We start from the raw sequence: 25485 nt of genomic DNA, 5'->3' as shown, positions 1-25485 counted from the left end.
AGCACACATATGGCACACATGCGGCTGCGGGCAGAGGTGGGGAACTGTGCGAGATGCCCGCGAAGGACGAGCTGGCCCGACGAAGGTACGAGAAGCTGGTTGGCCGGCTTGAGTCGATGATGCGGGGTGCACTGAAGCCGCAGTACAAGGGCTACTACGGACAGCTGATCCTGAGCAGCGACGATCTCGCAGAGATGGGCGAGCTCAAAGACGTCCGGCGGGCTGCCCGTGAGGCGGGCCACCGTCTGGGCTGGAAGCCCACGACCAGACTCGTCAACGGCCGGCTCTTCGTCCTCGACGAGCGGGAAGCGCCTGCGGAGATCGAGAAGCTCGCCCAAGACGCGTCAGCCAAGGCTATGGACCGAGCCTGGCAGGAGCATCAGTGAGCCTGGATCCCCTGCCCGATCCAGCCGTGTTGCTCGCCGGAACCGACTGGGGCAGCCTGGAGCACGCCTACGGGACAGCGGAGGACACCCCCACACAGCTCGTCGCGCTGTTGGATGTCGACCAGCGTGTGAGATCCCGGGCCCTGGACCACCTGCACCACGTGGTGCACCACCAGAACACCCTCTACGCCGCAACGACCCCGGCCGCCCTCTACGTGGCCGCGATCCTCCTCGACCCGCGCACCGCCCTGCCTGTCGAGAAAGGGCCCCGAGACTTCCCCGGACCGATGCGCGCCGAACTCCTCGGCTGGCTGGACTCGGTGGCCAACGCCGCCGACGACCAGGCCGAGGCGACGATGCGCCGCTTCGGCTTCCCGCCCGAGGACTACCCTCCTTTCGTCCAGACCCGCGAGATCCGTCCGCTGCTCTTCTCGGCCGCTTCCGCCTGCTTCGACGACCACGACCTGCACGTCCGTGAGGCAGCACTCGCCGCCTGCATCCCACTGCTGGACGACCCTCAACTGCACCACCACCGCAAAGCCATGGCCCCAGCCCTACGAGAGACGCTGGCCGTCAGCGCCCTGTGGCAATACCGGGAACGAGCCATCGAAGCGCTCACCGCATGGGGCGAGAACACTGCGGGCCTGGAAGTCCGGCGGGAGGCGTTCGAGGTGTGCGACGCAACGAGCGACACGTCCCCGTCGGCCGAATGGAACCTCGCCGTAGGTGACGCCGAAGATCTCCCGTTCTGACCGCGCCCCCAGGGCCGTGCTTCGCCTCCGTCGGCAGCTGCCGCTCTGCACGGATCCAGCACACAGATCACGCCGCGGACTCCTCCAGGGTGGCCACCGCCTCGGCCGCCTCGCGTGCCCTCCGCTCCGCCTTCTCAAGCTTGGCCTTCGCCTTGGCCAGCTGCTTGGCGCGACGCTTGTGCATCTTCTTCGAGACCTCGTCGAGGCGATCGGGGCGCCCGGATTCGAGCCGGTGCGCCAGGCGTTCGCGGCGAACTTCTCGCAGCACGGTGACCTCGGCGCTGCCGTGTGCGTGTACCAGCACGGTCGGCCGGTGGTGGACCTGTGGGGTGGCATCGCCGACCCCGGAACCGGTCGCCCGTAGACGCGCGACACGCTGCAACTGGTCTACTCGGCGACCAAGGGCGCGACCGCGACCGCCGCACACATGCTGGCCGAACGCGGCCTCCTGGACCTGGACGCCCCGGTGGCCGAATACTGGCCCGAGTTCGCCGCGAACGGCAAGGCGGACATCCCGGTGCGCTGGCTCCTGTCCCACCAGGCCGGCCTCGTCGCGCTGGATCAGGCCGTGCCTCTTCAAGAAGCGCTGGCTTGGTATCCCATGACGGCGGCACTGGCCGCCCAGCGCCCCCAGTGGACACCGGGAACGGCACACGGTTACCACGGCAGGACATGGGGCTGGCTGGTCGGCGAGGTGATCCGCCGGGTGTCCGGCCGCTCCCCGGGCCGCTTCTTCGCCGACGAGATCGCGGCGCCCCTCGGGCTGGACTTCTACATCGGGCTGCCGGCGGCGGAACGCGATCGAGTCAGCCGCATGGTGTACAGGCGCCCACCCGTCGACCTCACCACTGTGCCAGCCAACTCCATCCCCGAGGAGCTCCGCGAACAGGTCGCCGCCTGGCGCGACCCGAACTCACTCGGCAACCGAGCCTTCGCGGTCACCGACCCGGCCGAGATCGACTTCGACTCACCGGAGGTACAGGCCGCCGAGCTCCCGTCCTCGAACGGCATCGGCACCGCGCACGCGCTGGCGCGGATGTACGCGGCGCTGATCGGCGAGGTGGACGGCGTGCGCCTGCTCACCCCGGAGGCGGTGGCGGCTGCCACTGCGGAGCAGGCTGACAGGAGGGACCAGGTGATGCTGACCCCGAGCCGATTCGGCTCCGGATACATGCTGCCCACTGAGGCGACCCGCATGACCGGGCCGAACGCCTTCGGTCACACCGGACGCGGGGGATCGCTCGCTTTCGCCGATCCGGGACACGTCGTTGCCTTCGGTTACGCGATGAACCGCGTCATCGGAGGTACCGACGATGTGCGTGCGGTTTCGCTGGTGAACGCGGTGCGAGAGTCGCTGACGTAGTCCGAAATCGCATCCCCGTCCCCCAACTCCAGCTCAGCACCTCGCGGGTGTCGCATGTCTTGGGAGCGGGGGCAGTGGGCCCGGCCGGATGACCGCAGGCGAGGCCAGGTTCCTGGTTCACAGGGCGGTCTGATTGCTCACGAGCAGCAGCACCAGGTGACCGCCACAGCGAGTCCTGCGCCGACATTCTCCCCGATGCCCAAGACCCGCCCGCGTCGTCGTGTAACTACATACACTGGAAGTCGGCCAGCGATCGTGTTAGCGTCTGGCTCGTGTTCGGGTCATGACGCACAGTTCGCTTAAAGCGCGCTTTCCGGGACATAACTATGCCCCGGGGCGCTTGCGAGCAGAGGCACACACCGGGGCTTACGCCGGTCATCCTAGTGCCCATTCCCTAAGTTGTGCAATACGGACCCTCGGGGGGTCGCTGTGCCGTGCGCCACTGCTGACGAGATGGACTTGATCAAGATGCTCGATGCCGGGCGGTACGCCGACTCCGGGGCACTCTGCTCGGCATTATGCCGTCAGTCCCTGGCGTGGTCCGACTGGGAGACCAACGTCTCCAAGGCGATGTACGAGGCACTCCGGCATCTGGAGGGTGTACTGCGCTACACCATCTCTGTTCGGCTGTCGACGTACTACGGGCAGGAGGACTGGTGGAGCGCCCCTCGGCTGCGGCTTACCTACGGCACCGAGGAGAAGATCGCGGAGGCGAAGCGCAAGCTGTCCCGAGCCTGCGCTCCACTGACACCCACGGCCGTGCAGCGTGAGATGACGCTCGGGTTCTGGGTCGCGTTGCTGGGGCGCGGCGCTGACTACGAGACCCAGCTGTGGCGTCCCATCAGCGCCGGGTTTCCCGGCTACCGGGGTCGGCGCGCACCTCTTCACGCCCGCCTGGACCATCTGCGGGTGCTTCGCAACAAGGTGGCGCACCAAGACCGCATCGGTGGCCGCGACCTCGCGGCCGACCGCAGATCCGTACTGACCGCCATCGGGTACGTCTCCGAGGCCGTAGCCCGCCGCGTCGATGCGGCAGACACCGCCTTGCCGGCCCTGCTGGCGAACCGGCCCGGGGTGTGCGCTCAGCGCCAGGGATGTGAGTCGTGATGCCGAAAGCCCTCCCGTTGGGTGACCTTTGCCAGGTGACCCCCAGTCCCTCCAGTGACCTCTTCACCGAACTTTCGGTCGAGGCAAACGGGACGCCGGTGGTAACCCCTGCGGACATCACCAGTGCCCGGCGGATCGACACTCACACTCTGCGGCGGCTGCCGAGTACTGTCAGCGGCCTGGAGCGCTATCACCTGCGCGCAAGCGACCTGGTACTGGTCCGACTGGGCGGGGTCGGTCGGATCGCACTGGTCGACGAAAGAGCCAGGAACTGGATCTACCACTCTTCCTGCATCCGGATCCGCCCGGACGCCAGCCGTGTCGACCCTGTCTATCTGGCCGCCTACTTGGCGCATCCACCCGTGGTCGACGAGCTGCTGTCCCGCGCCCAGGTGGGCACGGTGCCGGTCCTCACAGCGGGTTCACTGAAAGGACTGCCGGTGGTGCTGCCCGATCTGCGCGAACAGCGGCTGATGGCCGGCGCGCTGAGTGAAGTGGGACTGCAGATGGAGATCCAGCACCGCATACTGGCGCGCCTCGATGCCGTCAGGCAGGGGTTGTTCACGCAGATGCTGGGGGACGAGTTCCCGGGCACACCCCTCTCACGGCCGGCCGGTGCGCTGCCCGAACGCAGGGCCCCCAGAACCCGCCGTACGAACCGGATGTCGTAGCCAGACCATAACCTGGGCCAGTTGTCACAGGACGCATGCCCTGTGGGACGTGAAGTAAGAGGAGACCCGAGTGGCACAGCTCACGCTGCCGCAGTTGGAACGGCATCTGTACGCGGCCGCGGACATCCTGCGCGGCAAGATGGATGCGGCGCAGTACCAGGACTACATCTTCGGAATGCTTTTCCTGAAGCGCGCCTCGGACCAGTTCGACGTGGCACAGGCCGCACTGGTCAAGAGACTCGTCGAGGAAGGGAAGAACCAGGAGCAGGCCGAGCGGATCTCCGAGGCCCGTGGCGCCTACAAGGCGCACGAGTTCTACGTCCCGCAGGAGTCCCGCTGGTCCACGATCGTCGGTAAATCCCGGACCGAACCGGCCGAGGCGCTGAACGTGGCGCTGGCCCAGCTGGAGAACCACAACGTCCAAGCACTCGACGGGGTCCTCTCCTACATCAGCTTCACCGAGTCCCGCGGTGGTAACACCAAGCTGACCAAGCCGGTCATCCAGCAGCTCATCGACCACTTCAGTGAGTACCGGCTCAGCAACGACGACTTCGAGTTCCCCGACCTCCTGGGGCACGCCTACGAGTACCTGATCGGCGAGTTCGCCGACGAGGGCGGCAAGAAGGGTGGCCAGTTCTACACACCGCGCTCCGTCATCCGCATGATGAACCAGCTGGTCAAGCCGCAGCCGGGCATGTCCGTCTACGACCCGTGCTGCGGTTCGGCCGGCATGCTGATCCTCGCCAAGGAGTACGTACAGGACCACGGCGGTGACGAGTCACACCTGTCGGTCTACGGACAGGAGGACAACGGCAGCGCCTGGGCCATGGCCCGGATGAACCTGCTGATGCACGGCGTCGCCGACGGCGTCATCCACCACGGCGACACCCTCGCCGACCCGCAACACGTACAAGGCGGACAGCTCCAGCGCTTCGACCGCATCCTCACCAACCCGCCGTTCGCGCAGAACTACCAGCGGACAGGGATGAAATTCGCCGAGCGCATGGGGTACGGCTGGACTCCCGAGTCGGGCAAGAAGGCCGACCTCATGTTCATCCAGCACGTACTGGCCGTGCTGGAAGCGGACGGCATCGCAGCCTCCGTCATGCCGCACGGGGTGCTGTTCCGGGGCGGAGAAGAGCAGAAGATCCGCAAGCAGATCATCGAAGAGGGACGCTTGGAGGCCGTCATCGGCATCGGCCCCAACGTCTTCTACGGCACCGGAATCCCGGCGTGCATCCTCGTCCTGCGCGGCCGTGACGGCGTACCGGAGGGGCGGCGCGACGGAGTGCTCTTCATCAACGCCGACCGGGAAATCACCGCCGGGCGCACGCAGAACCTGCTGGAGGCCCAGCACGCGGAGAAGATCGTCTCGGCGTACGAAGGCTGGAAGGAGATCCCCGGGTTCGCTCGGGTAGTGGAGTTCGCCGAGCTGGCGAAGAACGACTACAACCTCAACATCCGCCGCTACGTGGACAACACGCCCCCGCCCGAGCCGCAGGACGTGCGGGCGCACCTGTACGGAGGCGTGCCCAGAAGTGAGGTCGCGGCACGCAGGGCACAGTTCGAGGCATTCGGCATCGAGCCCGAGGGAGCGCTCTTCCGGCCACGGGACGGTGATCCGGACTACCTCGATTTCCTGGGGGAGGGATACAACGCGACGGCGGCGCAAATCCCCGGGCTCGCTCAGGAACGAGAAGTCGTCCTCGGACGGGCGTTCCACACATGGTGGGGCGAACACCGGGAGCAGCTCGCGAAGCTGCCCGTGCATCAGCAGAAGTCGCAGACGCGTGAGGAGCTGCTCACTACCTTCGTGGCGGCACTGAAGCCCGTGGGCGTGCTGGACAGGCACCAGTTGGCGGGTGCGGTCGCCGCATGGTGGTTCGACGCCAAGAACGACCTCGACGTGCTGATGGCGAAAAACTTCAAAGGCTTGATCGACGGCTGGGTCCGCAGCATCGCCTCGGCCTTCGAGGAGCCCTCGGCCAAGGCCGACGCAAAGACCAAGGCCCGCTACCGGGCAGCGATGCGCAAGGCCCGCGAGCACCGGCTGGTCCCGGAGCTGATCCCGGCATATGTGAAGCAGCTGGAGACGGCGGAGGCGCTGGTCGCGAAGCTGGACGCAGAAGTGAAGGCGGGCTCCCCGCCGAAGAAGACATCTAAGGCAGGCGAGGGAGAGGGGGAGGACGACGACGAGGCAGAGCTCGACCTGCCCCAGGTCCTGCCCCCCAAGGAACTAACGGCGCTGAAGAAGAGGCAGCGGGAGGCGAAGGTCGAACTCGCCACCATCAAGGCATCGTTCGTGAGTGAGCTGCATAGCGCGGCGGAGCAGCTGACCCCCATGCAGGCGCAGGGAGTCGTTCTCGGATTCCTGAACGCGGACCTCTACGCCCGCATGACCCGCTTCGTCACCGTCGACCGACGCGGGCTGGTAGACGCCTTCCGTAACTGGGGCGAGAAGTATGCGGTGCCTTTGGCGGACCTGGAGCAGAAACGCGAGGCCTCAGCCAAGCGACTGCGGGGGTATCTGAAGGAGCTGGGTTATGCGTGAGGGGTGGGAGAGGGTTGCCTTGGGCGACGTCCTCAGGTTGCGTTCCGAGCGAGCACACGCGGTGACCACACTGCTGTCGGTGACTGCTGACCGAGGTGTGATCCCGCAGAGCGAGAGTGGGCGTCGGGACTCGTCGAGTACGGATAAGACCGTGTCCTATGTGGGGTTGGTTCGTTGGACTCGTCATGGGCCGGGGTACGTGGAGTTGGATTGTTCCGGACGGGCTGTGGGAGATCGCGGAGCCGCTGATCCCGCCGTCGAAGGTGCGGCCGCAGGGCGGCGGGACGCAGGACACGCCTGATGAGACGCTGTTCGCCGCGATCATCTACGTACTGGTCAGCGGATGCGCCTGGCGGGCGTTGCCGCCGTGCTTCGGGATATCGAAGTCGACGGCTCACCGCAGGTTCCTGATCTGGTCGCGGGCAGGTGTGTGGGGCCGGCTGCACGAGGAGATCCTGCACCGCCTGGACGACGCCGGCCTGCTCGACCTGTCCCGGGCCGTCCTCGACTCCGCCCATGTCAGGGCCAAAAAGGGGGCGAACTCACAGGTCCGAGCCCCGTGGACCGGGGCAAGTCGGGTTCCAAGATGCACGTCCTGTCGGACGCGAACGGACTGCCCCTCCTCGTCGGTCTCACCGCGGCCAACACCCACGACAGCCTCGCGCTGAAGCCCATGATCATGGGTCACCAAACGAGACACGACCCCCACCGCGGCCGCTACTTCAAGCCCCAGCGTCTCCACGCGGACAAGGCATACGATGTCCCCCACCTGCGGAAATGGCTATGGGGCAAGCACATCGGCGTGCGCATCGCCCGCAAGGGCATCGAGCCCAGCGAACGCTTAGGGCGCCGCCGATGGGTCATCGAGCGGACCATGTCCTGGCTGACCGGCTACCGCAGACTCAACCACCGCTACGAACGCCATCCCCGCAACTACCTGGCCTTTCTCGGCCTCGCCGCCACCCTCTGCTGCTACAAACGACTCGCTCGACTCACCACATAGGACACGGTCTAAGTCGCTGTACTTGGATGTTCATCCTGGCGATGTTGTCTACAACACAATGCGCATGTGGCAGGGGGTATCTGGAGTCGCTCCTGTAGGCGGAATCGTCAGTCCCGCGTACACAGTGTGTGAGCCGGCCGGACACGTTGACGGCAAATTTCTCGGGTTCCTTATGAAGGAGCCGAGGCTCGTGGCAAAGTTCATGAACCGCTCACAAGGGCTCGTCAGTGACACGTGGAATCTGAAGTACAGCGAATTCAAGAAGATCGCGGTTGACCTCCCGCCACTGGCGGAACAGCGGCGGATCACCGAGATCCTCGACGAGGTCGGGGCACAGATCCGGCGGGCTGGCGCCGAGGTCTCCAAGCTTTCCAAAGTGTTCCGCGGAACGCTCCTCCAGGCAATGGATGTAGTTCGGGCAGATCCTGCGACAGTATGGCGGCCGGTCAAGGAAGCCGGAGAGGTGAGGCTGGGGCGGCAGCGCTCCCCCGAACACTCTGAGGGTGAGTTCATGCGCCCATACTTGCGAGTGGCAAACGTGTTCGATGGGTTCATCGATTACTCGGATGTAATGAGTATGAATTTCAATCCGGTCGAACAGGAGCGGTATGAACTCCAGCCTGGCGACATCCTGCTTAACGAGGGGCAAAGTCTCGAGCTGGTGGGACGGTCCGCTCTGTACGATGGCCCGTCGGGGATGTTTTTTCAAAACACTTTGGTTCGTTTTCGGACCATGACGGTGCTGCCGGAATTCGCCAGGCTTGTATTCAAGCACTGGCTCGACACAGGGGCTTTCGCTGATATCGCCAAGAAGACTACGAGCATCGCTCACCTTGGCGGCGACCGCTTCGGGGCGATGTTGTTTCCGATTCCGAGCGAGGACGCGCAGCATCGAGCCATGACGGCTGTGAGAGAAGTCAGAGACGCGAGCCGTCAGATCAGCCAGGAGGTCGTCAAGCTCAAGACCTTGAAAAAGGCCCTCATGGACGACCTACTCACCGGCAAGGTCCGCGTCCCCGCCTCCGCGTAGCCCCACTGCGCCGACACTCCGCCCCGCCGTCCGCCCCCGCCCGTCCCCCACGTACCGCTCACCGAAGGAGACCGCGCTCCCGATGTCCGGCCCCGAGTACAAGTACGTCGAAGCCCCACTGATCGCGCAACTCACCCACCACACCATGGGCTGGCGGCATGCGGTGGGGAATCAGGGGACGGAGTTGCAGGCGCCCGGCGACGAGCCGTACGTCCGGCAAGGGACGGACAGCGCGCTGCTCACCGGAATACTTCGGCGTCGGCTGGACCAGCTGAACCGGATGCCGGACGGGGCAGCGTGGCTGGACGACGCCCGTGCGGCCGTCGCGATCTCCGCGCTCAGCAAGGGCGGCACGCCCGGCGGCGGGCTCATCGCCGCCAACGAGGCGGCGACCGAGGCGCTGGTCGAGGGCGTCGCCGTCCCCGGCGTGGACGGCTGGAACGGCGGGCGGGCGCAGAAAGTGCGGTTCATCGACTGGGAGACGCCGGCGAACAACGACTTTCTCGTCGTCTCACAGTTCCCGATGACGATCCCCGGTGCACGGGACGATCACGGCAAGCCCAAGAAGCTCATCGCCGACCTGGTGCTATTCGTGAACGGCATCCCGTTGGTCGTCATCGAGTGCAAGAAGCTCAAAGCCGGGCAAGGCGATGCCCACAAGGCGATCCAGCAGCTGCGCCGATACGCCAACCAGAAGCGGGTGTCGACCACTCCGGAGGGCAGCGAACAGCTGTTCCGCACGGTGCAGTTGACGGTCGCGACCACGGGGGACACCGCCCTGCTGGGCACGTTCACCTCGCGGCCCCAGGACTACGTGGTCTGGCGGCAGGCACACCCGCTCGTCGGGGACACGCACCCGCTCAGCACGAAGCGGGTGGCCAAGACGACGTACGACAAGGACGACGCCTTCGCCACCGCACAGAAGGTCCTCGCCGCGGGGGTGCTGCACCCCCACCACCTGCTCGACATCGTTCGAAACTTCGTCGTCTTCAAGGACGTCGAGGTCGCCGAAGGCCGAACCGCGCGGGTGAAGATCGGCCCGCGCTACCAGCAGTACCGGGCCGTCTACAAGGCGATCGAGCGGTTGCGGACGGGCGAGACCAAGCAGGTGCATGGCAAGGAGGACAAGCGCGGCGGCATCATCTGGCACACCCAGGGCTCGGGCAAGTCGCTGACCATGGTGTTCCTGGTCCGCAAGCTGCGCTCCACGCCCGGGCTGGGCCACTTCAAGGTCGTCGTGGTCACTGACCGCAAGCAGCTCCAGAAGCAGCTCGCCGAGACGGCCGTGCTCGCGGGCGAGAAACCGGACATCGTCACTCGCGCGTCCAAGGTGCCGAAGGTCCTCGGGCTGGAGAACGCCGGCCTGGTTTTTGTCATGATCCAGAAGCAGCAGGACGCGGAGAAGGCCCGGCAGAACGCCGCAGACTCCCTCGCCCACCAGGGCACCCCCGGCTGGGGCCTGATCAACGACCGCGACGGCATCCTCATCATGGTCGACGAAGCACACCGATCGCACGGCTCCGCTCTCCACCAGAACCTCATGGAGTCCCTGCCCAACGCAGCCCGGATCGGCTTCACCGGCACCCCTATCATCATGAACCACCGCAAGCTCACCACCACGACCTTCGGCGAGTTCATCGACACCTACCGCCTCAAGGACGCCGAGGACGACGGCGCCATCGTGCCGATCTACTACGAGGGCCACATCGCCAAGGGCGCGGTGAACGAGGGCGAGGCCCTGGACGAGGTGTTCCAGGAGGAGTTCGAAGAACTCACCGATGACCAGTACGACGAACTCCAGAAGCGGTATGCGAAGTCCTCGGCCGTCCTCAACGCCGATGACATGATCCGGCGCAAGGCGCGCCACATGCTGCGCCACTACGTCGAGGGGGCTATGAAGGAGGGCTTCAAGGCCCAGGTCGTTGCTTACTCACGCGGCATCGCGGTCCGTTACAGGGAGGCTCTGTGCGACGCGCGCGACGAACTGGTCGCCGAAGTGGAGAAGGCCGCTACACCCCCGGCTCGCACTCTCGCCAGGGCCCAGGACACCCCGGCGGAGGAGCGTACCCCCAAGCAGCGACTGCTCGTCTCTGCCCACAAGCAGCTCACCCTGCTCAAGGCCATCGACTTCGTGCCGGTGATCTCCCCCGACTCCGAGGACGACCCGACGTGGACGTCCTGGTCCGACGGGAACGCCCAGGAGAACGCTGTTACGGCTTTCCGCAGCCCTTTCCCCGACCCCGCTGACCTGACCCCTGAATCCCCCAGGCCGGTAGCTGTCCTCATCGTCCGGACCATGCTGCTCACCGGCTTCGATGCCCCCATCGAACAGGTCATGTACCTGGACCGTCGGATGCGCGAGGCCGAGCTCCTCCAGGCCGTCGCCCGTGTCAACCGCACCTACGGGGAGAAGAAGCAGGCCGGTTTCGTCGTCGACTATGCGGGCGTGTCCAGGGCCCTCCTCGAAGCAATGGCCGCCTATGCCTCCGACGAAGCCGAGGGCGGGACCATCAAGATCGAAGTGGAGGAGAACAAGCTTGAGGACCAGTACGACGCGCTCCGCCACCATCTCGGTCTCACCCGGGAGCTCATCGACCCCGCCGACACTGCCGCCGTACACCGGTTGGTGGACACCCTGGAGGACGAGGAGCGGCGCATCGCCTACCACAAGCTCCTTCGGGACTTCCTGAACACCTTCGATCTCCTCCTGCCACGCGAAGCCACGCGCCGCTATCAGCGGCCAGCCAAGCTCTTCGGGTTCATCGCCCAGGTGGCCAAACAGCGGTTCAGCGAGGAGGAGGTCGGCTTCGACCCGTCCGCGTACGGCGAGCGGGTAGCCGAGCTGATCGACGAGCACGTCAAGGCGCTTGGCGTGGAACGCGCGATAGAGCCCACCCGGCTCACCTCCGACGACTTCCGCACCAAGGTCGAACAGCTGCCGAGTTCCCGCGCCAAGGCGTCGATGATGGCGCACGCCGTGCGCAACCACATCGAACTCCACTTCCAGGAGAATCCCGTCGCCTACAACAGGCTCCGTGAACGCCTGGAGGAAATCCTCAAGAAGTACGCCGAGGACTGGGCCCAGCAACTCGATGCGTTCGAGGCGCTCTCCCAGGAGGCGCAGGATGTGACCGAGGGGCGTGGCTCGGGTCTGCCTGAGGACGTACGCAGTCTCAGCAAGCTCGAGCAGGCCGTGTACCAGCAGCTGACCACCGTTGTCACGGACGGGGTCATCGCCGACGAGGTACGCCTTGACCTGCTCGGGCTTGCGCGCGAAGTGCGGGCTGTTGCTGTGCGGCACACCGCGCGGAAGGACCTGTTCTCCAACACGGCCGCGCTGCATGATCTGCAGAGCGATATTTGGATGCTCTTCGCCGTCAACGACCGCACCCATCCTGCTGCCGACAGTCTCGCGCCTGCGGTGCGGGAGATCATCCAGCACAACAAGAAGGACCTGTAACCCTCCATGCCCGACACCCCGGCCAAACCGCTGCAAGTGGGCGGTCTGGTCATCGACATCCACCCGGTACCCGGACGCACGAGCGTCCGGGTCACGGTGGAACGAGATGCGCGGATCGTCGCGGCCGTGCCGCCCGGCGCGGACCGTGAGACCCTCGAAAGTCTCATCCGCACCCGCCTGCCCTGGCTCTACAGCAAAGTCCGCGGCCGTGAGGCGGATGTGGAGCAGCGCCCGCGCCGCCGGTTCGTCGATGGCGAGGGCTTCTACTACCTGGGGCGCAGTTACCGGCTCAAGACCGTCGACGAAACGCCTCGCCCGGTAGCCCTGGTGGAAGGCAGGCTCAGGCTGCGACGGAACTGTAAGGACTCAGCTAGCGAGGCGCTGGTGGCCTGGTACGCGGAGCGGGGGAGGCAATGGCTTCCCCAGCGTATTGGCCCATGGGCAGATTGCCTCGAGGCTCCGCCAGCGGATCTGCTGGTGCGTCCCCTCGGCTACCGCTGGGGATCCTGCTCGGACCGGGGCGCGCTCAACATCCACTGGGCGGTCATGCAACTTCCCGCCGCACTCGTGGACTACGTGTTGGTGCATGAGCTGGCGCACTTGCATGAGCCGAACCACTCGCCCAACTTCTGGCGGATGGTGGCCCGAGCTCTTCCCGACTACGAAGTCCGGCGGGATCGGTTGGAAGGGTGGGGGGCCGGCGTGTGGCTTCCCGAAGAGGTAACCCTCTCCCGTCCACCCGTCTGAAAGAGAACGCGTTTAGCAGGGATCGCGACCTCGCCCCGGCCCCGCCTCTGAGGCCACGCGCGAGGAGCTCGAAGCCCGCGTACAGGCCCTGGCAGCCGAGCTGAAGTTCGGCCGCACCTTCTCGACCCCGCGACGAAGACCTACTGGGACGGAGACGTGTCCACCGTCATCCTCAAGGCAGCGGCACCCTTCTTCGTGGAAATCGACCTCAGCCAGAACTGACCCACGCGCTGCTCAGCAGCCGACATCGCGTGAGCGACGCGTGAGCGGACGGCCTGATACAGGGCGGCATGAGCCGGGTCAAAGGGCTCAGCCTGGGGGTTCTGACCAGGGGAAACAGCACCGGCAGGCAGCACCGGCCACCCCCCGGCAAGGATTCGATCCCACTCCTAAAGCGGGTGTCGCAGGTTCGAATCCTGCCGGGGGCACAAGGGAAAGAGCACCCCTCAACGTTGAGGGGTGCTCTTTGACATCCACGTCTGACATCAACGGCGGCGTACAACGGCGGCCGTGGAGAGCCCGGGGCGGCAGCCGCAGTGGAGTCCGTTAGGGTGCTCAGGCACCTCCGGTCGAACTCCTAAAGCGGTGTCGTGCGGGGCGCCGACTCGAGGTAATCAGCCCATCGCCAGCGGGAAGCGGGGCTCAGGGGCGGCATAGAGGGCCTTTCGCCGGCAGGTCCCACACGATGGGCCGGCCGTTATTGCGTGACGTGCCCCATGGGTCAGCCGTCGTGAGTGCGGAGCAAGACCGCCATCTCTTCGAACGAGACCGACTTTTCCTTGCCTTCCGACTCGGCTTCGTCGGCCAACCGGGTGAGCCATATCTCTTCGGCCTGTTCGACGATCCGCCGCAGGCGCTGATACTCCTGGATGTCCATCTCAACAGCTTTCTGCTTGCCGCTCCGGATGACGATCGTCAGGGTGCTCTCCCGACGGGCGCGATCGATGTCGTCGGCGAGGTGGCTGCGTACATGAAGCTGGGTATCGACCGCCGGCATGGTCCTGTCGGCCTCGGTCCCCAGCGGCTCACGCGGCGTGCGGGGTGAAGGTGACGTGGGAATCGCCTTCGTCGATGGTCAGGTTCAGCGTGCCGTTGAGGGCCTTGGCCAGGCGTCGCAGCAGCGGGAGCGTCGGCACGGTGTCGCCGCCCTCCATCCGGGAAACCTGGGGCTGGGTCATATTCGCCCGCTCGGCCAGCTCCGCCTGGGAGAGGCCGAGCTCGATGCGGCGGTCATAGACCGCCTGCCCCAGGTCTCCGGCCAAGCGGGCGTCGACGTACTCCTGGTCGTACTCGGCTGTCTCGCCCGCGAGCTGTCGGGCTCGGCGCGTTCTCCACGTGCTGTGATTCATCAGCTCTCCTTGCGCCGCTCGTACGTGTCCTGGGCGTGGCCGTGTTCGGCCTCGCACACCTTCTGGGCTTGATGCGCGCGCTCCACTTCCGCCGTCTCCCGCATCTTCGTCTTCCGGAAGACCGTCAGCAGGACAATCCGCTGCCCGGGCGCGAGCCAGTACGGGATACGTACGGCTTCGCCGTCCAGTTCGAAGCGGAGCTCACGCAGTTTGCCACCAAGGTGCCGGGAATACGGCTCACCAAGAGTCGTCGGCTCATCCAGCAGTCGGTCTGTCTTGTCCTCGACTCGCCGGTACAGGCCGAAGGGAAGCAACTCCAGCCAATCCCGCACCTCGGACTCGATCTCGATCTGCCACCGCTCCGCCATGCAATCAACGGTATATACCCCGGAATACATACCGCAAGCCGACGGAGATACGCCCCGCCGGGTCTCAGCTCTGCTGCGCCTCGACCATGCCGATGAGTCGGCGTACGTCACTGATGGTCACGAGACCATTGCTCGCCGTGCGTACGCACGCGTGCCGTCCCGGTGGGGAGGGCTTGGACGGATGATGCCTGCGAATCAGGACCGGGACCGGTGGGCCTGTCGGCGGAAGCTCTCGCGAAGTCAGCGGGAGCGGAAGGCGGCATATCGGGAGCAGCGTGAGGCCGAGGCGCGGCGGCGTACGCGGGAGCTGGACGCGCGGGTCGAGGTGTTGCCGTGCCGGATGCCGGCGTTCCGGGCATCGGGCCCGGGGGTGAAGCCGTGTCCGCATCTGCGACCCCGCCTACGGCTGTGCCAGCGCGGCGATGCGGCGCAACTCCGCCAGATGTCCGGCGAGAGCTTCACGACCGGCCGGTGTGAGGGCGGGCCAGGTACGGGGCCGGGAATTCATGGGCACCTTGGTGACCTCTGCGTAACCGGCCGCCTGAAGCACCTTCACCTGCTTGCTGAGTACGGAGTCGCTCACCCCGAGGGCGTCACGAAGCACGGAGAACTCCAGCGACTCGACCGCGGCGAGCATGCTGCAGATCTGCAGCCTGTGCACCGGATGGATCACTTCGTCGAAGCCGCTCATGATCAGGCTCCATCATGGAAAGTGGGTTGGCGCACTCCGTCGAGACTCCCTCCCCGGCCCGCTGCCGGTCCGCTGTACCTAGAACGGCCTTCACGAGTCGAGCAGGAACCAGTAGTTCACCGACGGGCCCTGGGCCGGCGGGCCGCCTCCCATCGACTCGTAGAGGGATCGCGCAGCCACATTTGCCTCTGCCGTGAAGACGAACATCGTTGCGGCCCCGGCCGCCTTGCCCGCCGCCATGAATGCCGTCAGAAGACAACGCCCGATCCCCCGTCGGCGGTGGGCCTCCGCCACATCCAGGCCGTGGACGTAGAGCATCATGGATCCATCGGGCCGTACCAGCCGATAGCCCCAACACCATCCCAGGATCTCGTCACCCTCGCTTGCCACGTAAGCCATCACGGCCGGGGACTCGATGAACGTAGCGCCGGCGGCCACTCCTCTGAACTGGCGGGCCGCTCGGTCCAGGAGGGGCAGGTCATCGCTCGCGATGTGAGTGATCATTGCGGCAGTCTCGCCGGTTGGGCGTCGACCGGAAAGGGGCCGCCCGGTAGCTTGTGCCTGCCACAACGGCGTTGCCGGGAGGGGAACATGAGCAGTGAGACCCTGCGCGTCGGTGGATGTGATGCGGGCGTCCAGCAGGCGGTTCAGTGGGTGCGGGAGTACTTCGATGCCGAGGCGAACCGGGCGGCCGCGGCCGTTGCGAAGGGCAGGCCGTATGCGTTTCCGGCCTACGACCGGATGGAAACCGGGAGCGAGCCGAACGAGCTGAACGACGGGGACCTGCTGGCATCGGTGCTGCTGCACGTGGCTCCCAAGCTGCACTCCTTTCTGAACCTGCAAGCGGTGCGACCGGACCTTGAGGCCGTGCTCGCCGCGATTCCTCCACGGCTCACACTGCAGGATGCGGCGGCTTCCGGCAGGCACGCGGAGCCGCTGCGTCGCCTCGGTGATCTGCTCGACCACCCGGCCCTGCTGCGTGGGGTGGGCGGGACGACTCTGCTGAAGATCATGCACCGTAAGCGTCCGCTGTTCCTGCCGCTGTACGACAGCCGGGTCTATGCCTGTTACTGCGGGCCCGGCATCCCGTATCCGATCCAGCACTCGTCGCGGCGCACCTGGGCACAGTTCTTCCCGCTCCTCGGCGAGGCCATGGCACACGACCTGGACGAGCAGCCGGATACCTGGAAGGTCCTGAAGGAATGTGTCCCGGACGACGTGAGCGTGCTGCGCGTTCTGGATGTCGTCGCGTGGACGCTGGGCAGTCGGAAGACCCGGGAGCCGTGAGGCCCGGACGACCAACAGCCCCGGGAAAAGCGCAGGCGCTCCCCGCCCCCGTCGCGCGAGGATGAGTCATGGATACCTCAACCTGGCTTCGGCCCGCCGACGTTCACGCCTTCCTCGACCGGGCCGGGGGCTTCCTCCGGTCGCGGCCCGCGTTGCACACCGTCGCGTTGACCGTGACCGAGGGGCTGCGGGTCCGGGGGTCGAAGGTGTACGGGGACGAGGCGCCCGTGTTCGGGGTGCTGGAGCGGGGTGGGGTGGTGCGGGCGGCGTACTTTCGGACGCCGCCCTATCCGCTCGCCGTTACGCCGCTGACGGCCGAGGAGGCCCGGTCGCTGGTCGCGCACCTGGTGGACGTGGGGCACGACGTGGCCGGGGTCAACGCGGAGAGCGGGACGGCCGAGGCGTTCGCGGAGGCGTGGCGGGGGCGTACGGGGGTGGAGCCGCGGTTGCACGAGCGGACGCGGCTCTACCGGCTCGGGGAGCTCCGGCGGCCCGAGCCGATGCCGGAGGGGCGGGCCCGCGTCGCCGGGGAGGGGGACCGTGAGCTGCTGGCGCGGTGGTACGTGGAGTTCGTGCGGGACATCGGCGGGGGCGGGCACCGGGACCCGGGGACCTGGGCCGATGCGCACATCGCAGACGGGCTCATCCGCCTCTGGGAGACCCCCGACGGGGTGCCCGTCTCCATGGCGGGGACGACGGCGAAGGTCGCCGGGCAGATCCGGGTGGCGCCCGTCTACACCCCGGCCGGGCTGCGGGGCCGGGGTTACGCGGGCGCCGCGACCGTCGAGGCCAGCCGTGCCGCGCTCGCCTCGGGGGCGGACGAGGTGCTGCTCTTCGCGGACCTCGCCAACCCCACCAGCAACGGGCTGTACCAGCGCGTCGGCTACCGGCCCGTGACCGACTTCGCGGTGTACGACCTGGCGGGAGCGGCGGATGGCTGAGCGGCCGGTCGTCCACCTCGTGGGCTGCGGATCGCGGCCCACGAGGGATCTGCCCGCCTTCGCCGCCACGCTCGACGCCGGGTGGGCCCCGTACCTCGTCCCCACCCCCGTGGGGCTCCGGTTCCTGGATGCCGGGACGGCCGTGCACAGCGAGTCCGCCCCGGATGATCCGGTGGAGTTGCCGCAGGCGGACGCGGTCGTCGTCGCGCCCGCCACGTACAACACGGTCGTGAAGCTCGCCGCGGGCATAGCGGACACACTGGCGCTCTCGGTGGCCGCCGACGCGATCGGCGGCGGTACCCCGGTGATCGTCGTGCCGTGGACCAACGACAGGCTCGCCGCGCATCCGGTGTTCGCGCCCGCCGTGGAGACCCTGCGGGGATGGGGCGTCCGGCTCCTGGCCGCGGATCAGGCCGAGCCGTTCCCGTGGGCGGCGGTGCGGGAGGCGCTGGTCAGCGCTCGACCGTGACGGTGAGGTGGTCCGGCCACGCCGTCAGCCCGGTCCCGGTCGCCGCGGCGAGGCCCGGTGCCGGGTGGAAGTGGACGCGGGTGCCCGTGGTTCCGTCGTCCAGGAGCGGGTCCAGGTCCGTGACCGGGATGCCGTGCTCGTAGCGCTGGGTCCAGGAGCCGGCCGCGCGGCGGTTGGTGTGGGTCAGGCGGTCGCTGAGCGCGGCGACGACGGACATGCCCCGGCGCGGGTGCCCGTCGGGGAGGGCCGGCGCGTCGGGCTCGTCGAAGAAGCGGAGGTCCTTCGTGGCCATGACCGGTTTCTTCACCGGGCGGCCCGCCGCGTCGAGGCGGGTGTCCGTGCCCCGGCCGTCGTCGGTGACGGAGACCGAGCCGTCCGGGTGCAGGGTGACGACGGCTCGGCCGCCCCCGGTGCACTCCGCCTCGTCCGCCGCATACGCGAGGACTTCGAGGATCAGGTGGCGTACACCGCCGGGGGCGTACGTTTCCGGGGCCCGGCGGACGGCGGCGAGGTGGGCGTGGTCCACCTCCGCCGCCCAGTCGTGGGTCGTGTTGCGCCAGGTGGCGCGTACGGCGTCCGTCACCGCAGCTCGTCCGGGCACGGTGTGCCCGGCGGGAGCTGGTACGGGGCTCCCAGGCGGTACGTGCCGGGGCGTGGGGCGAGGAGTTCCGTCCACTCGTCGCCGTCCTCGTCCTCGTCCATCTTGATCAGGCAGCCGTTCTCGTTGACGAAGGTCCTCGGGGTGTCCTGGTCCTGGCGGTGCTTGGACTCCTCGGTCTCCTGGGGGCGCTCCACGCCGTTGCCGTCCTCGTCGACGACCGCCAGCCAGCGCGAGTACGGGACGCGGATCAGCACCCGGCCCGCCTTCTTGACGTGGATCGTCAGCTCGCCCTCGCCCGCGCGCTCCACCGTGGCCGGCGGGTCGGCCAGCGGCACCGGGCTGTCCACCTCGAAGAGCCGCCAGTCCTTGTTGGACCAGATCAGCTTCAGGTAGGAAAGGCCCTTGCCGACGAGTTCGGCCTCCTTGCGCGCGCCGCTGTAGTCGGGGTCGCCCTGCGGCAGCACCACGTAGTGCACGGCCCAGCGGTCGAGCCACTGGCGGTAGTTGACGGGGTCCAGGGTGTCGTCGTAGAAGAGCGGGTTGCGCTTCATGTCCGCCTGGCGGTTCCAGCCCCGGGCCAGGTTGACGGAGCGCGGCAGCGCGGATGCCTCGCGGTGGCTGCTCGGCGGGACGACCTCGACCCGGCCCCGCTCGGCGCCGACCTTCTGGAGCTGGTTGACGAGCGGCGCCAGCGAACGGGTCCAGGAGGCGGTGGGGGCGGTCCTGACGATGTCGTCGACGCCCTTGTAGCCGATCCAGACGTTCAGCGAGACGAACGCGATGACCACCGCGTACCACTTCCGGGAGCGGGGAGCGGTGTACGGCAGCGCGGCCAGCAGGACGACCCCCGCGAACAGCATCGCCATCCGCGAGACGTTGGAGCCGATCTGCGAGTCCACGACGAACGTCGCCAGCGTCCCGACCCCGTACACGGCCGAGGCCATGCGGACGGTCTTCCAGTCGGACGGTACGAGGAAGAAGACGAGCCACGCGAAGATGAACGGCCCGGACAGCGTCGCGACCGACATCGGCTGGGTGCCGGAGAACGGGAAGAGCCACGCGGACAGCGCGACCACCACGACGGGCGCGAGGCCGAGGGCGTACGCGCCGGGGCGCCGCTTGTTCAGGAACAGCGCGCCCGCGACGACGCCGAGGAAGAGGCCCGCCACCGGGCTGCCCAGCGTCGCGAGTCCGGCGAGCGGCGCGGCGACGGCCGCCTTCGCCCACCGCTTGTAGCGCCACCGGTACGGCCAGCAGAACACGGCCGCCGCCGCGCCGACCGCGAACATCATGCCGAGCCCGAACGTCACCCGGCCCGACAGGGCGTTGCACAGGTACGCGAAGACGCCCGCCATCGAGCAGGCCATGGGGTTACGGACCGCCTTGACCCGGTACAGGATCAGCGAGGTCAGCCCGGCCGAGACGGTGCCGGCGATCATCATCGTCGTCCGCACACCGAGCAGCGACATGAGGTACGGCGAGACCACGCTGTACGAGACGGGGTGCATGCCCCCGTACCAGGCGAGGTTGTACGCCGTGCCCGGGTGCCGGCCGACGAACTCGGCCCAGGCGTCCTGGGCCGCGATGTCGCCGCCGCTGTTGGCGAAGTAGAGGAACCACAGGATGTGGGCGACCGCGGCGACCGCGGTCGTCAGCAGGACCGGGTGGCGCAGGCACCGCTGCTTCAGGCCGTCGAGTCGGCCGGACGGCTCCGGGGTGCGTTCGCCGTCGCTGCCGCGCTTCGTGTGCGCGGGGTCCGGGACGGCGGTCTCGTCGTCGGCCCGTGTCGGCTCGGCAGTGGTCACTGCGTCTCTCCCCGTCCCCGGACGCGTGGTCTCGGCCGGCTCTCCTGCTCGGGTCTCATGGGCCGGAAGACGCGTTCCAGGGTCCACGCGTTGCCCCCGGGACGCTAACACGCGCCCACGCGCGGTGTCCGGAAAGGCCCCCTGCGCTGCGGGGCGGCACAGGGGGCCTTTCCTGACAGCGGGTCCGGCGGGTCAGCCGATGCGCTTCAGCTTCTGGCCGAAGGTCGGATCGGCCAGGTCCTGCTTGAGGGCGACGGGGGCGCTCACCTTGCCGGTGCCGCTGCCCACGGTGACCACGCCGACCTCGGTGCCCGCCTTCATGCTGCGGGAGATCTTCTTGCCGTTCCCCTCGACGGAGAGCTCCACCTCGAGACCCGCCCAGCCCTTCGCCTTCAGGTCGGCGGTGGCGACCAGCGGCGTCCGGCCGCCGAAGCCGTCGTCCACGTAGCCGACGACGTCGCCCTTGTGGACCACCTTGGCGGAGGTCACGGCGGCCTGGGCGCCCTCGATCAGCTTGAGACTGTTGTCCAGCGACATCACGAGGCTGTCGTACGGCTGGCCCGTTCCCGCCTGCTGGCCCATGACCGCGCCGTAGATCCACAGCTTCTTGCCGTCCACCACGGTGTTGGCGGACCAGATCAGGTTGCCGCCGGCGGGCGTGGACGAACCGGTCTTGATCCCGCTCACCCCGGGCTTCAGCAGGATGGTGTTGTTGTTGTAGATCGTCGTGTCGATGCCGTCGATCTTGATCTGCGGGGTGTCGACGATCTCGCGGAAGACCTCGTTCTTCATGACGGCCTGCGCCAGCTTGAGCTGGTCGGCGGCGGTGGAGACGGTCGTCTTCTTCAGACCGCTGGGGTCCGTGTACGTGGTGTGGGTCATGCCGAGCTTCTTCGCTTCGTCGTTCATCTTCTTGACGAAGGCGGCCTCCGAGGAGGCGTCCCAGCGGGCGAAGAGACGGGCCGCGTTGTTCCCGGACGGAATCATCAGCAGCTGAAGCATCTGCTTCTCGGTGAACTGCTGTCCCTTGCTGATCGGCGCCGTGGACTCGTCCTCGGCCTTGGACTCGTCCTCGGCCTGCTGGTCGACGGTGATCTTCTCGCCCTCGTCCTTGCCCGAGAGCGGGTGGCCCTGGAGGATCACGTACGCCGTCATGATCTTGGCGACGCTGGCGATCGGCGCGGGCTTCTGCGCGCCGGACGAACCGAGCGAGCCGACGCCGTCCACGGTGACCGCCGACTGCCCCTGCGACGGCCAGTCGAGCTTCAGCTCGCCGCCCCCGAAGCTGTACGTCTCCTTCGCCGTCATCGTCAGCGTCGGGTCCGGCAGCGGGCGCACCATCTGCGCGATCGCAAACACGAGCAGCAGCAGGAGGACCAGCGGCGTCCAGATCTTGACCCGGCGCACCGCGGTGCGGACCGGGGTCTCCGGCGGCGGCGGGGTGTTCGTCAGCTCGGCGAGCAGGTCGAGCGGCGGCTTGGGCGGCATGGGCTGCTGCCGGGTCCGCTCGGCCTCGCTCAGAGCCGCGGGGGCGCCGGGTGCCGGCGCGGGGCTCTCGGGCTTGCGCGGGGCGGGCGCGGGCCGCGCTTCGTCGGAGCGCAGCGGTACGAACCGGCTGGTGCGCTCGGTGAGCGACTCGGTCTCGGCGGCGACGGGTTGGCCCGACGGGGACCTGGTGATCTTCAGCGCGGTGGTCGGCTGGTCGACCTTGGGCAGCCGGGGGGCCTTGAAAACGGCGGTGGGCTGGTCGACGGGCGCGGGCGCCTTGGCGGCGGGCTGCTTCTCGTCGTCGGCGGCCGGCGTCTTCTCGTCGGCGTCTGCGTCTGCGTCGGCGTCTGCGTCTGCGTCGACGTCTGCGTCCGGCTTCGCGGCTGCGTCCGGCTTCGCGGCTGCGTCCGGCGTCTCGTCCGGCTCGGCGGCCGGCATTTCGTCGCGGGAACGGGGTACGCGGGGCTGCTCGTCGGCGTCGTCGCCGTCGTCGCCGTCACCGATGTCGTCGCTGCCATCGTCGGTCTCCGAGACCCAGGCGGCCACGGCGGCCCGGAGGCGGGCGTCGCCCTCCTCCGGAGCGGGTTCCGGGGAGTCGGGCTCGGACTTGGCGGCCTCGGCAGCGGAGTCGTCCTCGTCGGGCTCGGTGGCCTCGGGCTCGTCGTCGGCAGCGTCGGGCTCGGCGGCGGCGTCGGGGGCGGCCTCGAGCTCGGGCTCGGCAACCTCGGCGTCGGGGGCGGCCTCGGGCTCGGCAACCTCGGCGTCGGCCTCAGCACTCTCGGCCTCGGCGCTCTGGGCCTCAGCGCTCTGGGCCTGGGCGACAGGCTTCCGCTCGTCGGCCTCGGGCTCCTCCGCCTCGGAACCGTCCGCCTCGGGCTCAGCAGCCCCCTCCGCCTCGCTGGGCCCCTCCGGGGCGTCGTCGGGCTCCTCCGGGGCGTCCACGGGACTCAGAGCGCTCTCAGGGCCCTCCGTGGCCCCCGAGGGCTCCGACGCCGCAGCGTCATCCGCACGCGCATCGCGGTCCGAGTCACCGGCCGGCTCGACGGACGCCGGCTCCTCCCCCGTACCGGCCTCGCCGGACCCCGTACCGGCGGAGCCGGCTCCCGTACCGGACTCCTCCGGGGGCTCCGGTTCGCGGAAGACGTCGAGCCGCGGATCGCGCCCGTTCCGAGTCGTTCCCGACGACTGCTGCTGCTCCGACTTGTCGGGGGACTCGCCCGCCACCGATGCCTCCTCCATGCGGCGCGGGGAACCACCCGCGCTGTCCGAACCATCTACCAGTGTCCCGTGTGAACCCTTGGCCGGGCTGCTAGACGAGAACGACATACCTACTGGTTCCCGTACAAAGCAACCAGGCACCCTCGACAGGAAGATGTGAGAGGGGTCACCCTGTCATTCATCCACGCGGGGAGGCATGGATGGGCAGGAGCCGCAGAACAATTCCGGAGGAGCTTCTGCTGCTCGCTCTGGACCCGGCCACGGGTACCACAGCGCAGCCGCAGTCGCTCGACCTCGGCCTCGCCGGAGCCCAGCTAGTAGAGCTGGCCCTGGCAGGACGGATAGCCCCTGACGGGGATCGTATCGCCGTGGTGATGCCACGGCCGACAGGAGATCCGACCTTGGACTCCGCACTGGAACTGCTGCGCAGGCGCGGCAGTCCGGTACGGGCCGTCCACTGGATAGGCGGACCCCGGCTGGGGCTCCGCCAGATCTACCTCGCTCATCTGGAGCGGTGCGGCATGGTGCATGCCGTCGCGGGCCAGATGTGCGGGGTGCTGCCGACGACTCGCTACCAGGCGACGGACACGGCGATCAGCCGGGACATCAGGGCCCGGCTGGACAGTGCGATCCGCACCGGCGTACCGCCGGACCCGCGGACCGCGGCGCTCGCCGCACTGGCCCACGCGGTCGGTCTCGGCAAGCACCTGTACCCCGGGAACGAGGGGCGTTCATCGCGCTCCCGGCTCCGGGACCTGATCCGGCACGACCCGATGGGCGGCCTCGTGGCACACGCCGTGATGGACGTCCAGAACGGGGCGGTCGCGCAGCCGCGCCGCGCCCAGGCGGCCGGCGTTCCGTTGCAACCGCAAGTGCAGTCGCAGCCACACCGCGGCAGCATGGCGCACACCGCGGCCGGTTAGGCCGCACCGCGCACACCCCGGGCACCACTCGCACCACTCGCACCATCGCGTCAACAACCGCACAACGCCGCACCGTCGTCCCCTCAGACCCGGTTCGGGAGCCGCACCAGGGCGCGGGGCAGTCGATACCACCGACTGCCCCGCGCCGCTTTGTGTGGCCGTTTCCCAGCGCGGCCGGGGGCACGGGTGGCAATCTGCTCAGCAGTAGATACGCACAGCTACATAGCCGGAGGTGCCGTTTCCGTGCCGTCCAACGTCAATCCCACCGTCAGGCGACGCCGGTTGGGTCAGGAATTGCGCCGACTGCGCGAGGTCAAGGGAATGACGGCCGAGGAGGTGGCGGAGCGGCTGCTGGTCTCGCAGTCGAAGATCAGCCGCCTGGAGAACGGCCGCCGTTCGATCAGCCAGCGCGATGTGCGCGATCTCTGCGGGGTGTACGAGGTCGAGGACCACCGGGTCGTCGACTCGCTGATGCAGATGGCCAAGGACTCGCGTCAGCAGGGCTGGTGGCACGCGTTCGGCGACATCCCGTACAGCGTGTACATCGGTCTGGAGACCGACGCGGCGTCGCTGCGGGTGTACGAGTCGCTGATCGTCCCGGGCCTCCTGCAGACGCGCGAGTACGCGCAGGCGGCGATCGAGGGGATGTGGCCGGAGGCGACGCCCACCGAGATCGACAAGCGCATCCAGATCCGCATCAAGCGCCAGGACCGGCTGACCGATCCGGTCGAACCCCTGCGGTTCTGGGCCGTGATCGACGAGGCCGTACTGCGCCGCGTCGTGGGCAGCCCGCAGATCATGGCGGACCAGCTGAGGCACCTGGCGGAGCTGAGCCAGCTGCCCCACGTGACGCTCCAAGTGCTGCCGTACACCGTCGGCGCGCACCCGGGGATGTACGGGAGTTACACGATCCTGGAATTCCAGGAGGACATGGACGCGAGCGTCGTCTACCTCGAAGGCATCACGAGCGACCTGTATCTGGAAAAGGCGCCCGACGTCCAGAGCTATGCGGTGATGTACGAACACCTGCGCGCGAAGGCGCTGAGTGCGGAGCAGTCCCGCGCGTTCATTCTGGAGACGGCGGACAACTGCGGAGCGTGAGCAATTCGGTCTCCTCCGAAGGGATTTGGAAGGCGGCGCGGAAGGTACACCTCCACAAGGCCGTGCCGGAAGACCATAGCGGCGCAAGTCATCCGAACGAGTGAACGCCGCTCACGTCCGATGATGTTGCGGCGTAGCGTCCCTTCACAAGTCGCTGGGCGCAGCGGCTGGGCG

23 protein-coding genes and 1 pseudogene are annotated in these 25485 nt (G+C 68.0%); 15 read left to right on the top strand and 9 right to left on the bottom strand.

The annotated features are described in order from the left end of the window. The first annotated feature begins 53 nt into the window (after positions 1 to 53). Entirely contained in the window at positions 54 to 386 is a 333-nt protein-coding gene (locus BLW14_RS18615) for a hypothetical protein (protein WP_093708376.1), read from the top strand. After that, positions 383 to 1138 (top strand): hypothetical protein, encoded by a 756-nt coding sequence (locus BLW14_RS18610; protein ID WP_093708375.1) that lies wholly within the window; start codon positions 383 to 385, stop codon positions 1136 to 1138. Before BLW14_RS18615 ends, BLW14_RS18610 begins: the two co-directional genes overlap by 4 nt. Positions 1139 to 1205: 67 nt before the next feature. Here BLW14_RS18610 and BLW14_RS35200 read toward each other — a convergent pair whose 3' ends face one another. Continuing rightward, positions 1206 to 1442, bottom strand: a complete 237-nt coding sequence (locus BLW14_RS35200; RefSeq protein WP_256333042.1) for a hypothetical protein — start codon at positions 1440 to 1442, stop codon at positions 1206 to 1208. Between BLW14_RS35200 and BLW14_RS18605 the strand changes: the two are divergent. The 8 genes and pseudogenes from BLW14_RS18605 (at position 1347) to BLW14_RS18570 (ending at position 13070) form a co-directional block, all read left to right on the top strand. Further along, positions 1347 to 2501, top strand: a pseudogene (locus BLW14_RS18605) (serine hydrolase domain-containing protein). The gene BLW14_RS35200 and the pseudogene BLW14_RS18605 overlap by 96 nt on opposite strands. A gap of 453 nt (positions 2502 to 2954) precedes the next feature. Next, positions 2955 to 3608, top strand: a complete 654-nt coding sequence (locus BLW14_RS18600; RefSeq protein ID WP_143052015.1) for a hypothetical protein — start codon at positions 2955 to 2957, stop codon at positions 3606 to 3608. Further along, positions 3608 to 4279, top strand: coding sequence for a restriction endonuclease subunit S (locus BLW14_RS18595; RefSeq protein WP_143052014.1), 672 nt, complete (start codon positions 3608 to 3610; stop codon positions 4277 to 4279). Before BLW14_RS18600 ends, BLW14_RS18595 begins: the two co-directional genes overlap by 1 nt. Before the next feature lie 70 nt (positions 4280 to 4349). Continuing rightward, positions 4350 to 6830, top strand: coding sequence for a type I restriction-modification system subunit M (locus BLW14_RS18590; RefSeq protein ID WP_093708372.1), 2481 nt, complete (start codon positions 4350 to 4352; stop codon positions 6828 to 6830). A gap of 185 nt (positions 6831 to 7015) precedes the next feature. Continuing rightward, a protein-coding gene (locus tag BLW14_RS18585; protein WP_093710523.1) for an IS5 family transposase occupies positions 7016 to 7833 on the top strand; the annotation gives its coding sequence in 2 pieces (ribosomal slippage) (positions 7016 to 7358 and positions 7358 to 7833; 819 coding nt in all). A 190-nt stretch (positions 7834 to 8023) separates the two neighbouring features. Next, entirely contained in the window at positions 8024 to 8863 is an 840-nt protein-coding gene (locus tag BLW14_RS18580) for a restriction endonuclease subunit S (RefSeq protein WP_177154022.1), read from the top strand. An 82-nt stretch (positions 8864 to 8945) separates the two neighbouring features. Next, positions 8946 to 12323, top strand: a complete 3378-nt coding sequence (locus BLW14_RS18575; RefSeq protein WP_093708370.1) for a type I restriction endonuclease subunit R — start codon at positions 8946 to 8948, stop codon at positions 12321 to 12323. Positions 12324 to 12329: 6 nt separating this feature from the next. Further along, a complete protein-coding gene (locus tag BLW14_RS18570) occupies positions 12330 to 13070 on the top strand; it encodes a M48 family metallopeptidase (RefSeq protein WP_093708369.1) in 741 nt (246 codons plus the stop codon). A 721-nt stretch (positions 13071 to 13791) separates the two neighbouring features. On the opposite strand, the gene BLW14_RS18565 is transcribed toward BLW14_RS18570, so the two are convergent. The 5 genes from BLW14_RS18565 to BLW14_RS18545 all read right to left on the bottom strand — a co-directional run bounded on the left by BLW14_RS18565 (position 13792) and on the right by BLW14_RS18545 (position 15982). After that, positions 13792 to 14067: a prevent-host-death family protein gene (locus tag BLW14_RS18565; RefSeq protein ID WP_093708368.1), complete on the bottom strand. Its 276-nt coding sequence runs from the start codon at positions 14065 to 14067 to the stop codon at positions 13792 to 13794. A 28-nt stretch (positions 14068 to 14095) separates the two neighbouring features. Beyond that, a complete protein-coding gene (locus tag BLW14_RS18560; RefSeq protein WP_093708367.1) occupies positions 14096 to 14419 on the bottom strand; it encodes a helix-turn-helix domain-containing protein in 324 nt (107 codons plus the stop codon). After that, a complete protein-coding gene (locus tag BLW14_RS18555) occupies positions 14419 to 14787 on the bottom strand; it encodes a type II toxin-antitoxin system RelE/ParE family toxin (protein ID WP_177154021.1) in 369 nt (122 codons plus the stop codon). Before BLW14_RS18555 ends, BLW14_RS18560 begins: the two co-directional genes overlap by 1 nt. Positions 14788 to 15187: 400 nt before the next feature. Continuing rightward, entirely contained in the window at positions 15188 to 15478 is a 291-nt protein-coding gene (locus BLW14_RS18550) for a winged helix-turn-helix domain-containing protein (protein ID WP_093708365.1), read from the bottom strand. A gap of 90 nt (positions 15479 to 15568) precedes the next feature. Beyond that, complete coding sequence (locus BLW14_RS18545; protein ID WP_093708364.1) at positions 15569 to 15982, bottom strand: GNAT family N-acetyltransferase; 414 nt, start codon at positions 15980 to 15982, stop codon at positions 15569 to 15571. An 87-nt stretch (positions 15983 to 16069) separates the two neighbouring features. Here BLW14_RS18545 and BLW14_RS18540 point away from each other — a divergent pair, with 87 nt between their 5' ends. The 3 genes from BLW14_RS18540 to BLW14_RS18530 all read left to right on the top strand — a co-directional run bounded on the left by BLW14_RS18540 (position 16070) and on the right by BLW14_RS18530 (position 18175). Next, positions 16070 to 16765 carry a DUF6308 family protein gene (locus tag BLW14_RS18540; RefSeq protein WP_093710777.1) on the top strand — a complete coding sequence of 232 codons (696 nt, stop codon included), beginning with the start codon at positions 16070 to 16072 and terminating at the stop codon, positions 16763 to 16765. Positions 16766 to 16833: 68 nt separating this feature from the next. Continuing rightward, complete coding sequence (locus BLW14_RS18535) at positions 16834 to 17706, top strand: GNAT family N-acetyltransferase (RefSeq protein ID WP_093708363.1); 873 nt, start codon at positions 16834 to 16836, stop codon at positions 17704 to 17706. Continuing rightward, positions 17699 to 18175, top strand: coding sequence for a flavoprotein (locus tag BLW14_RS18530; RefSeq protein ID WP_093708362.1), 477 nt, complete (start codon positions 17699 to 17701; stop codon positions 18173 to 18175). Before BLW14_RS18535 ends, BLW14_RS18530 begins: the two co-directional genes overlap by 8 nt. Here the strand turns inward: BLW14_RS18530 and BLW14_RS18525 are convergent. From BLW14_RS18525 to BLW14_RS18515, 3 genes are all read right to left on the bottom strand, one after another. Next, the gene (locus tag BLW14_RS18525; RefSeq protein ID WP_093708361.1) at positions 18159 to 18758 is read right to left on the bottom strand and encodes a DNA topoisomerase subunit B; all 600 of its coding nucleotides are present in this window, start codon (positions 18756 to 18758) and stop codon (positions 18159 to 18161) included. The genes BLW14_RS18530 and BLW14_RS18525 overlap by 17 nt on opposite strands. Continuing rightward, positions 18755 to 20581: an MFS transporter gene (locus BLW14_RS18520; RefSeq protein WP_093708360.1), complete on the bottom strand. Its 1827-nt coding sequence runs from the start codon at positions 20579 to 20581 to the stop codon at positions 18755 to 18757. Before BLW14_RS18520 ends, BLW14_RS18525 begins: the two co-directional genes overlap by 4 nt. A 192-nt stretch (positions 20582 to 20773) precedes the next feature. After that, entirely contained in the window at positions 20774 to 23293 is a 2520-nt protein-coding gene (locus BLW14_RS18515) for a D-alanyl-D-alanine carboxypeptidase family protein (protein ID WP_093708359.1), read from the bottom strand. Positions 23294 to 23487: 194 nt separating this feature from the next. Here BLW14_RS18515 and BLW14_RS18510 point away from each other — a divergent pair, with 194 nt between their 5' ends. Beyond that, entirely contained in the window at positions 23488 to 24210 is a 723-nt protein-coding gene (locus BLW14_RS18510) for a GOLPH3/VPS74 family protein (protein ID WP_093708358.1), read from the top strand. A 243-nt stretch (positions 24211 to 24453) separates the two neighbouring features. Further along, complete coding sequence (locus tag BLW14_RS18505; RefSeq protein WP_093708357.1) at positions 24454 to 25311, top strand: helix-turn-helix domain-containing protein; 858 nt, start codon at positions 24454 to 24456, stop codon at positions 25309 to 25311. The last annotated feature ends 174 nt before the right edge of the window (positions 25312 to 25485 follow it).

Source organism: Streptomyces sp. 2131.1, assembly GCF_900105515.1.
Classification (GTDB): Bacteria; Actinomycetota; Actinomycetes; order Streptomycetales; family Streptomycetaceae; genus Streptomyces; species Streptomyces drozdowiczii.
This window is presented reverse-complemented; position numbering and strand designations above follow the sequence as displayed.

Excerpts from the sequence above, each read along its gene's own strand:
- BLW14_RS18615 (WP_093708376.1), top strand. The coding sequence starts at position 54 with ATGCCCGCGAAGGACGAGCTGGCCCGACGAAGGTACGAGAAGCTGGTT.
- BLW14_RS18600 (WP_143052015.1), top strand. The coding sequence starts at position 2,955 with ATGGACTTGATCAAGATGCTCGATGCCGGGCGGTACGCCGACTCCGGG.
- BLW14_RS18595 (WP_143052014.1), top strand. The coding sequence starts at position 3,608 with ATGCCGAAAGCCCTCCCGTTGGGTGACCTTTGCCAGGTGACCCCCAGT.
- BLW14_RS18575 (WP_093708370.1), top strand. The coding sequence starts at position 8,946 with ATGTCCGGCCCCGAGTACAAGTACGTCGAAGCCCCACTGATCGCGCAA.
- BLW14_RS18570 (WP_093708369.1), top strand. The coding sequence starts at position 12,330 with ATGCCCGACACCCCGGCCAAACCGCTGCAAGTGGGCGGTCTGGTCATC.
- BLW14_RS18565 (WP_093708368.1), bottom strand. The coding sequence starts at position 14,067 with ATGCCGGCGGTCGATACCCAGCTTCATGTACGCAGCCACCTCGCCGAC.
- BLW14_RS18560 (WP_093708367.1), bottom strand. The coding sequence starts at position 14,419 with ATGAATCACAGCACGTGGAGAACGCGCCGAGCCCGACAGCTCGCGGGC.
- BLW14_RS18555 (WP_177154021.1), bottom strand. The coding sequence starts at position 14,787 with ATGGCGGAGCGGTGGCAGATCGAGATCGAGTCCGAGGTGCGGGATTGG.
- BLW14_RS18550 (WP_093708365.1), bottom strand. The coding sequence starts at position 15,478 with ATGAGCGGCTTCGACGAAGTGATCCATCCGGTGCACAGGCTGCAGATC.
- BLW14_RS18545 (WP_093708364.1), bottom strand. The coding sequence starts at position 15,982 with ATGATCACTCACATCGCGAGCGATGACCTGCCCCTCCTGGACCGAGCG.
- BLW14_RS18540 (WP_093710777.1), top strand. The coding sequence starts at position 16,070 with ATGAGCAGTGAGACCCTGCGCGTCGGTGGATGTGATGCGGGCGTCCAG.
- BLW14_RS18535 (WP_093708363.1), top strand. The coding sequence starts at position 16,834 with ATGGATACCTCAACCTGGCTTCGGCCCGCCGACGTTCACGCCTTCCTC.
- BLW14_RS18530 (WP_093708362.1), top strand. The coding sequence starts at position 17,699 with ATGGCTGAGCGGCCGGTCGTCCACCTCGTGGGCTGCGGATCGCGGCCC.
- BLW14_RS18510 (WP_093708358.1), top strand. The coding sequence starts at position 23,488 with ATGGGCAGGAGCCGCAGAACAATTCCGGAGGAGCTTCTGCTGCTCGCT.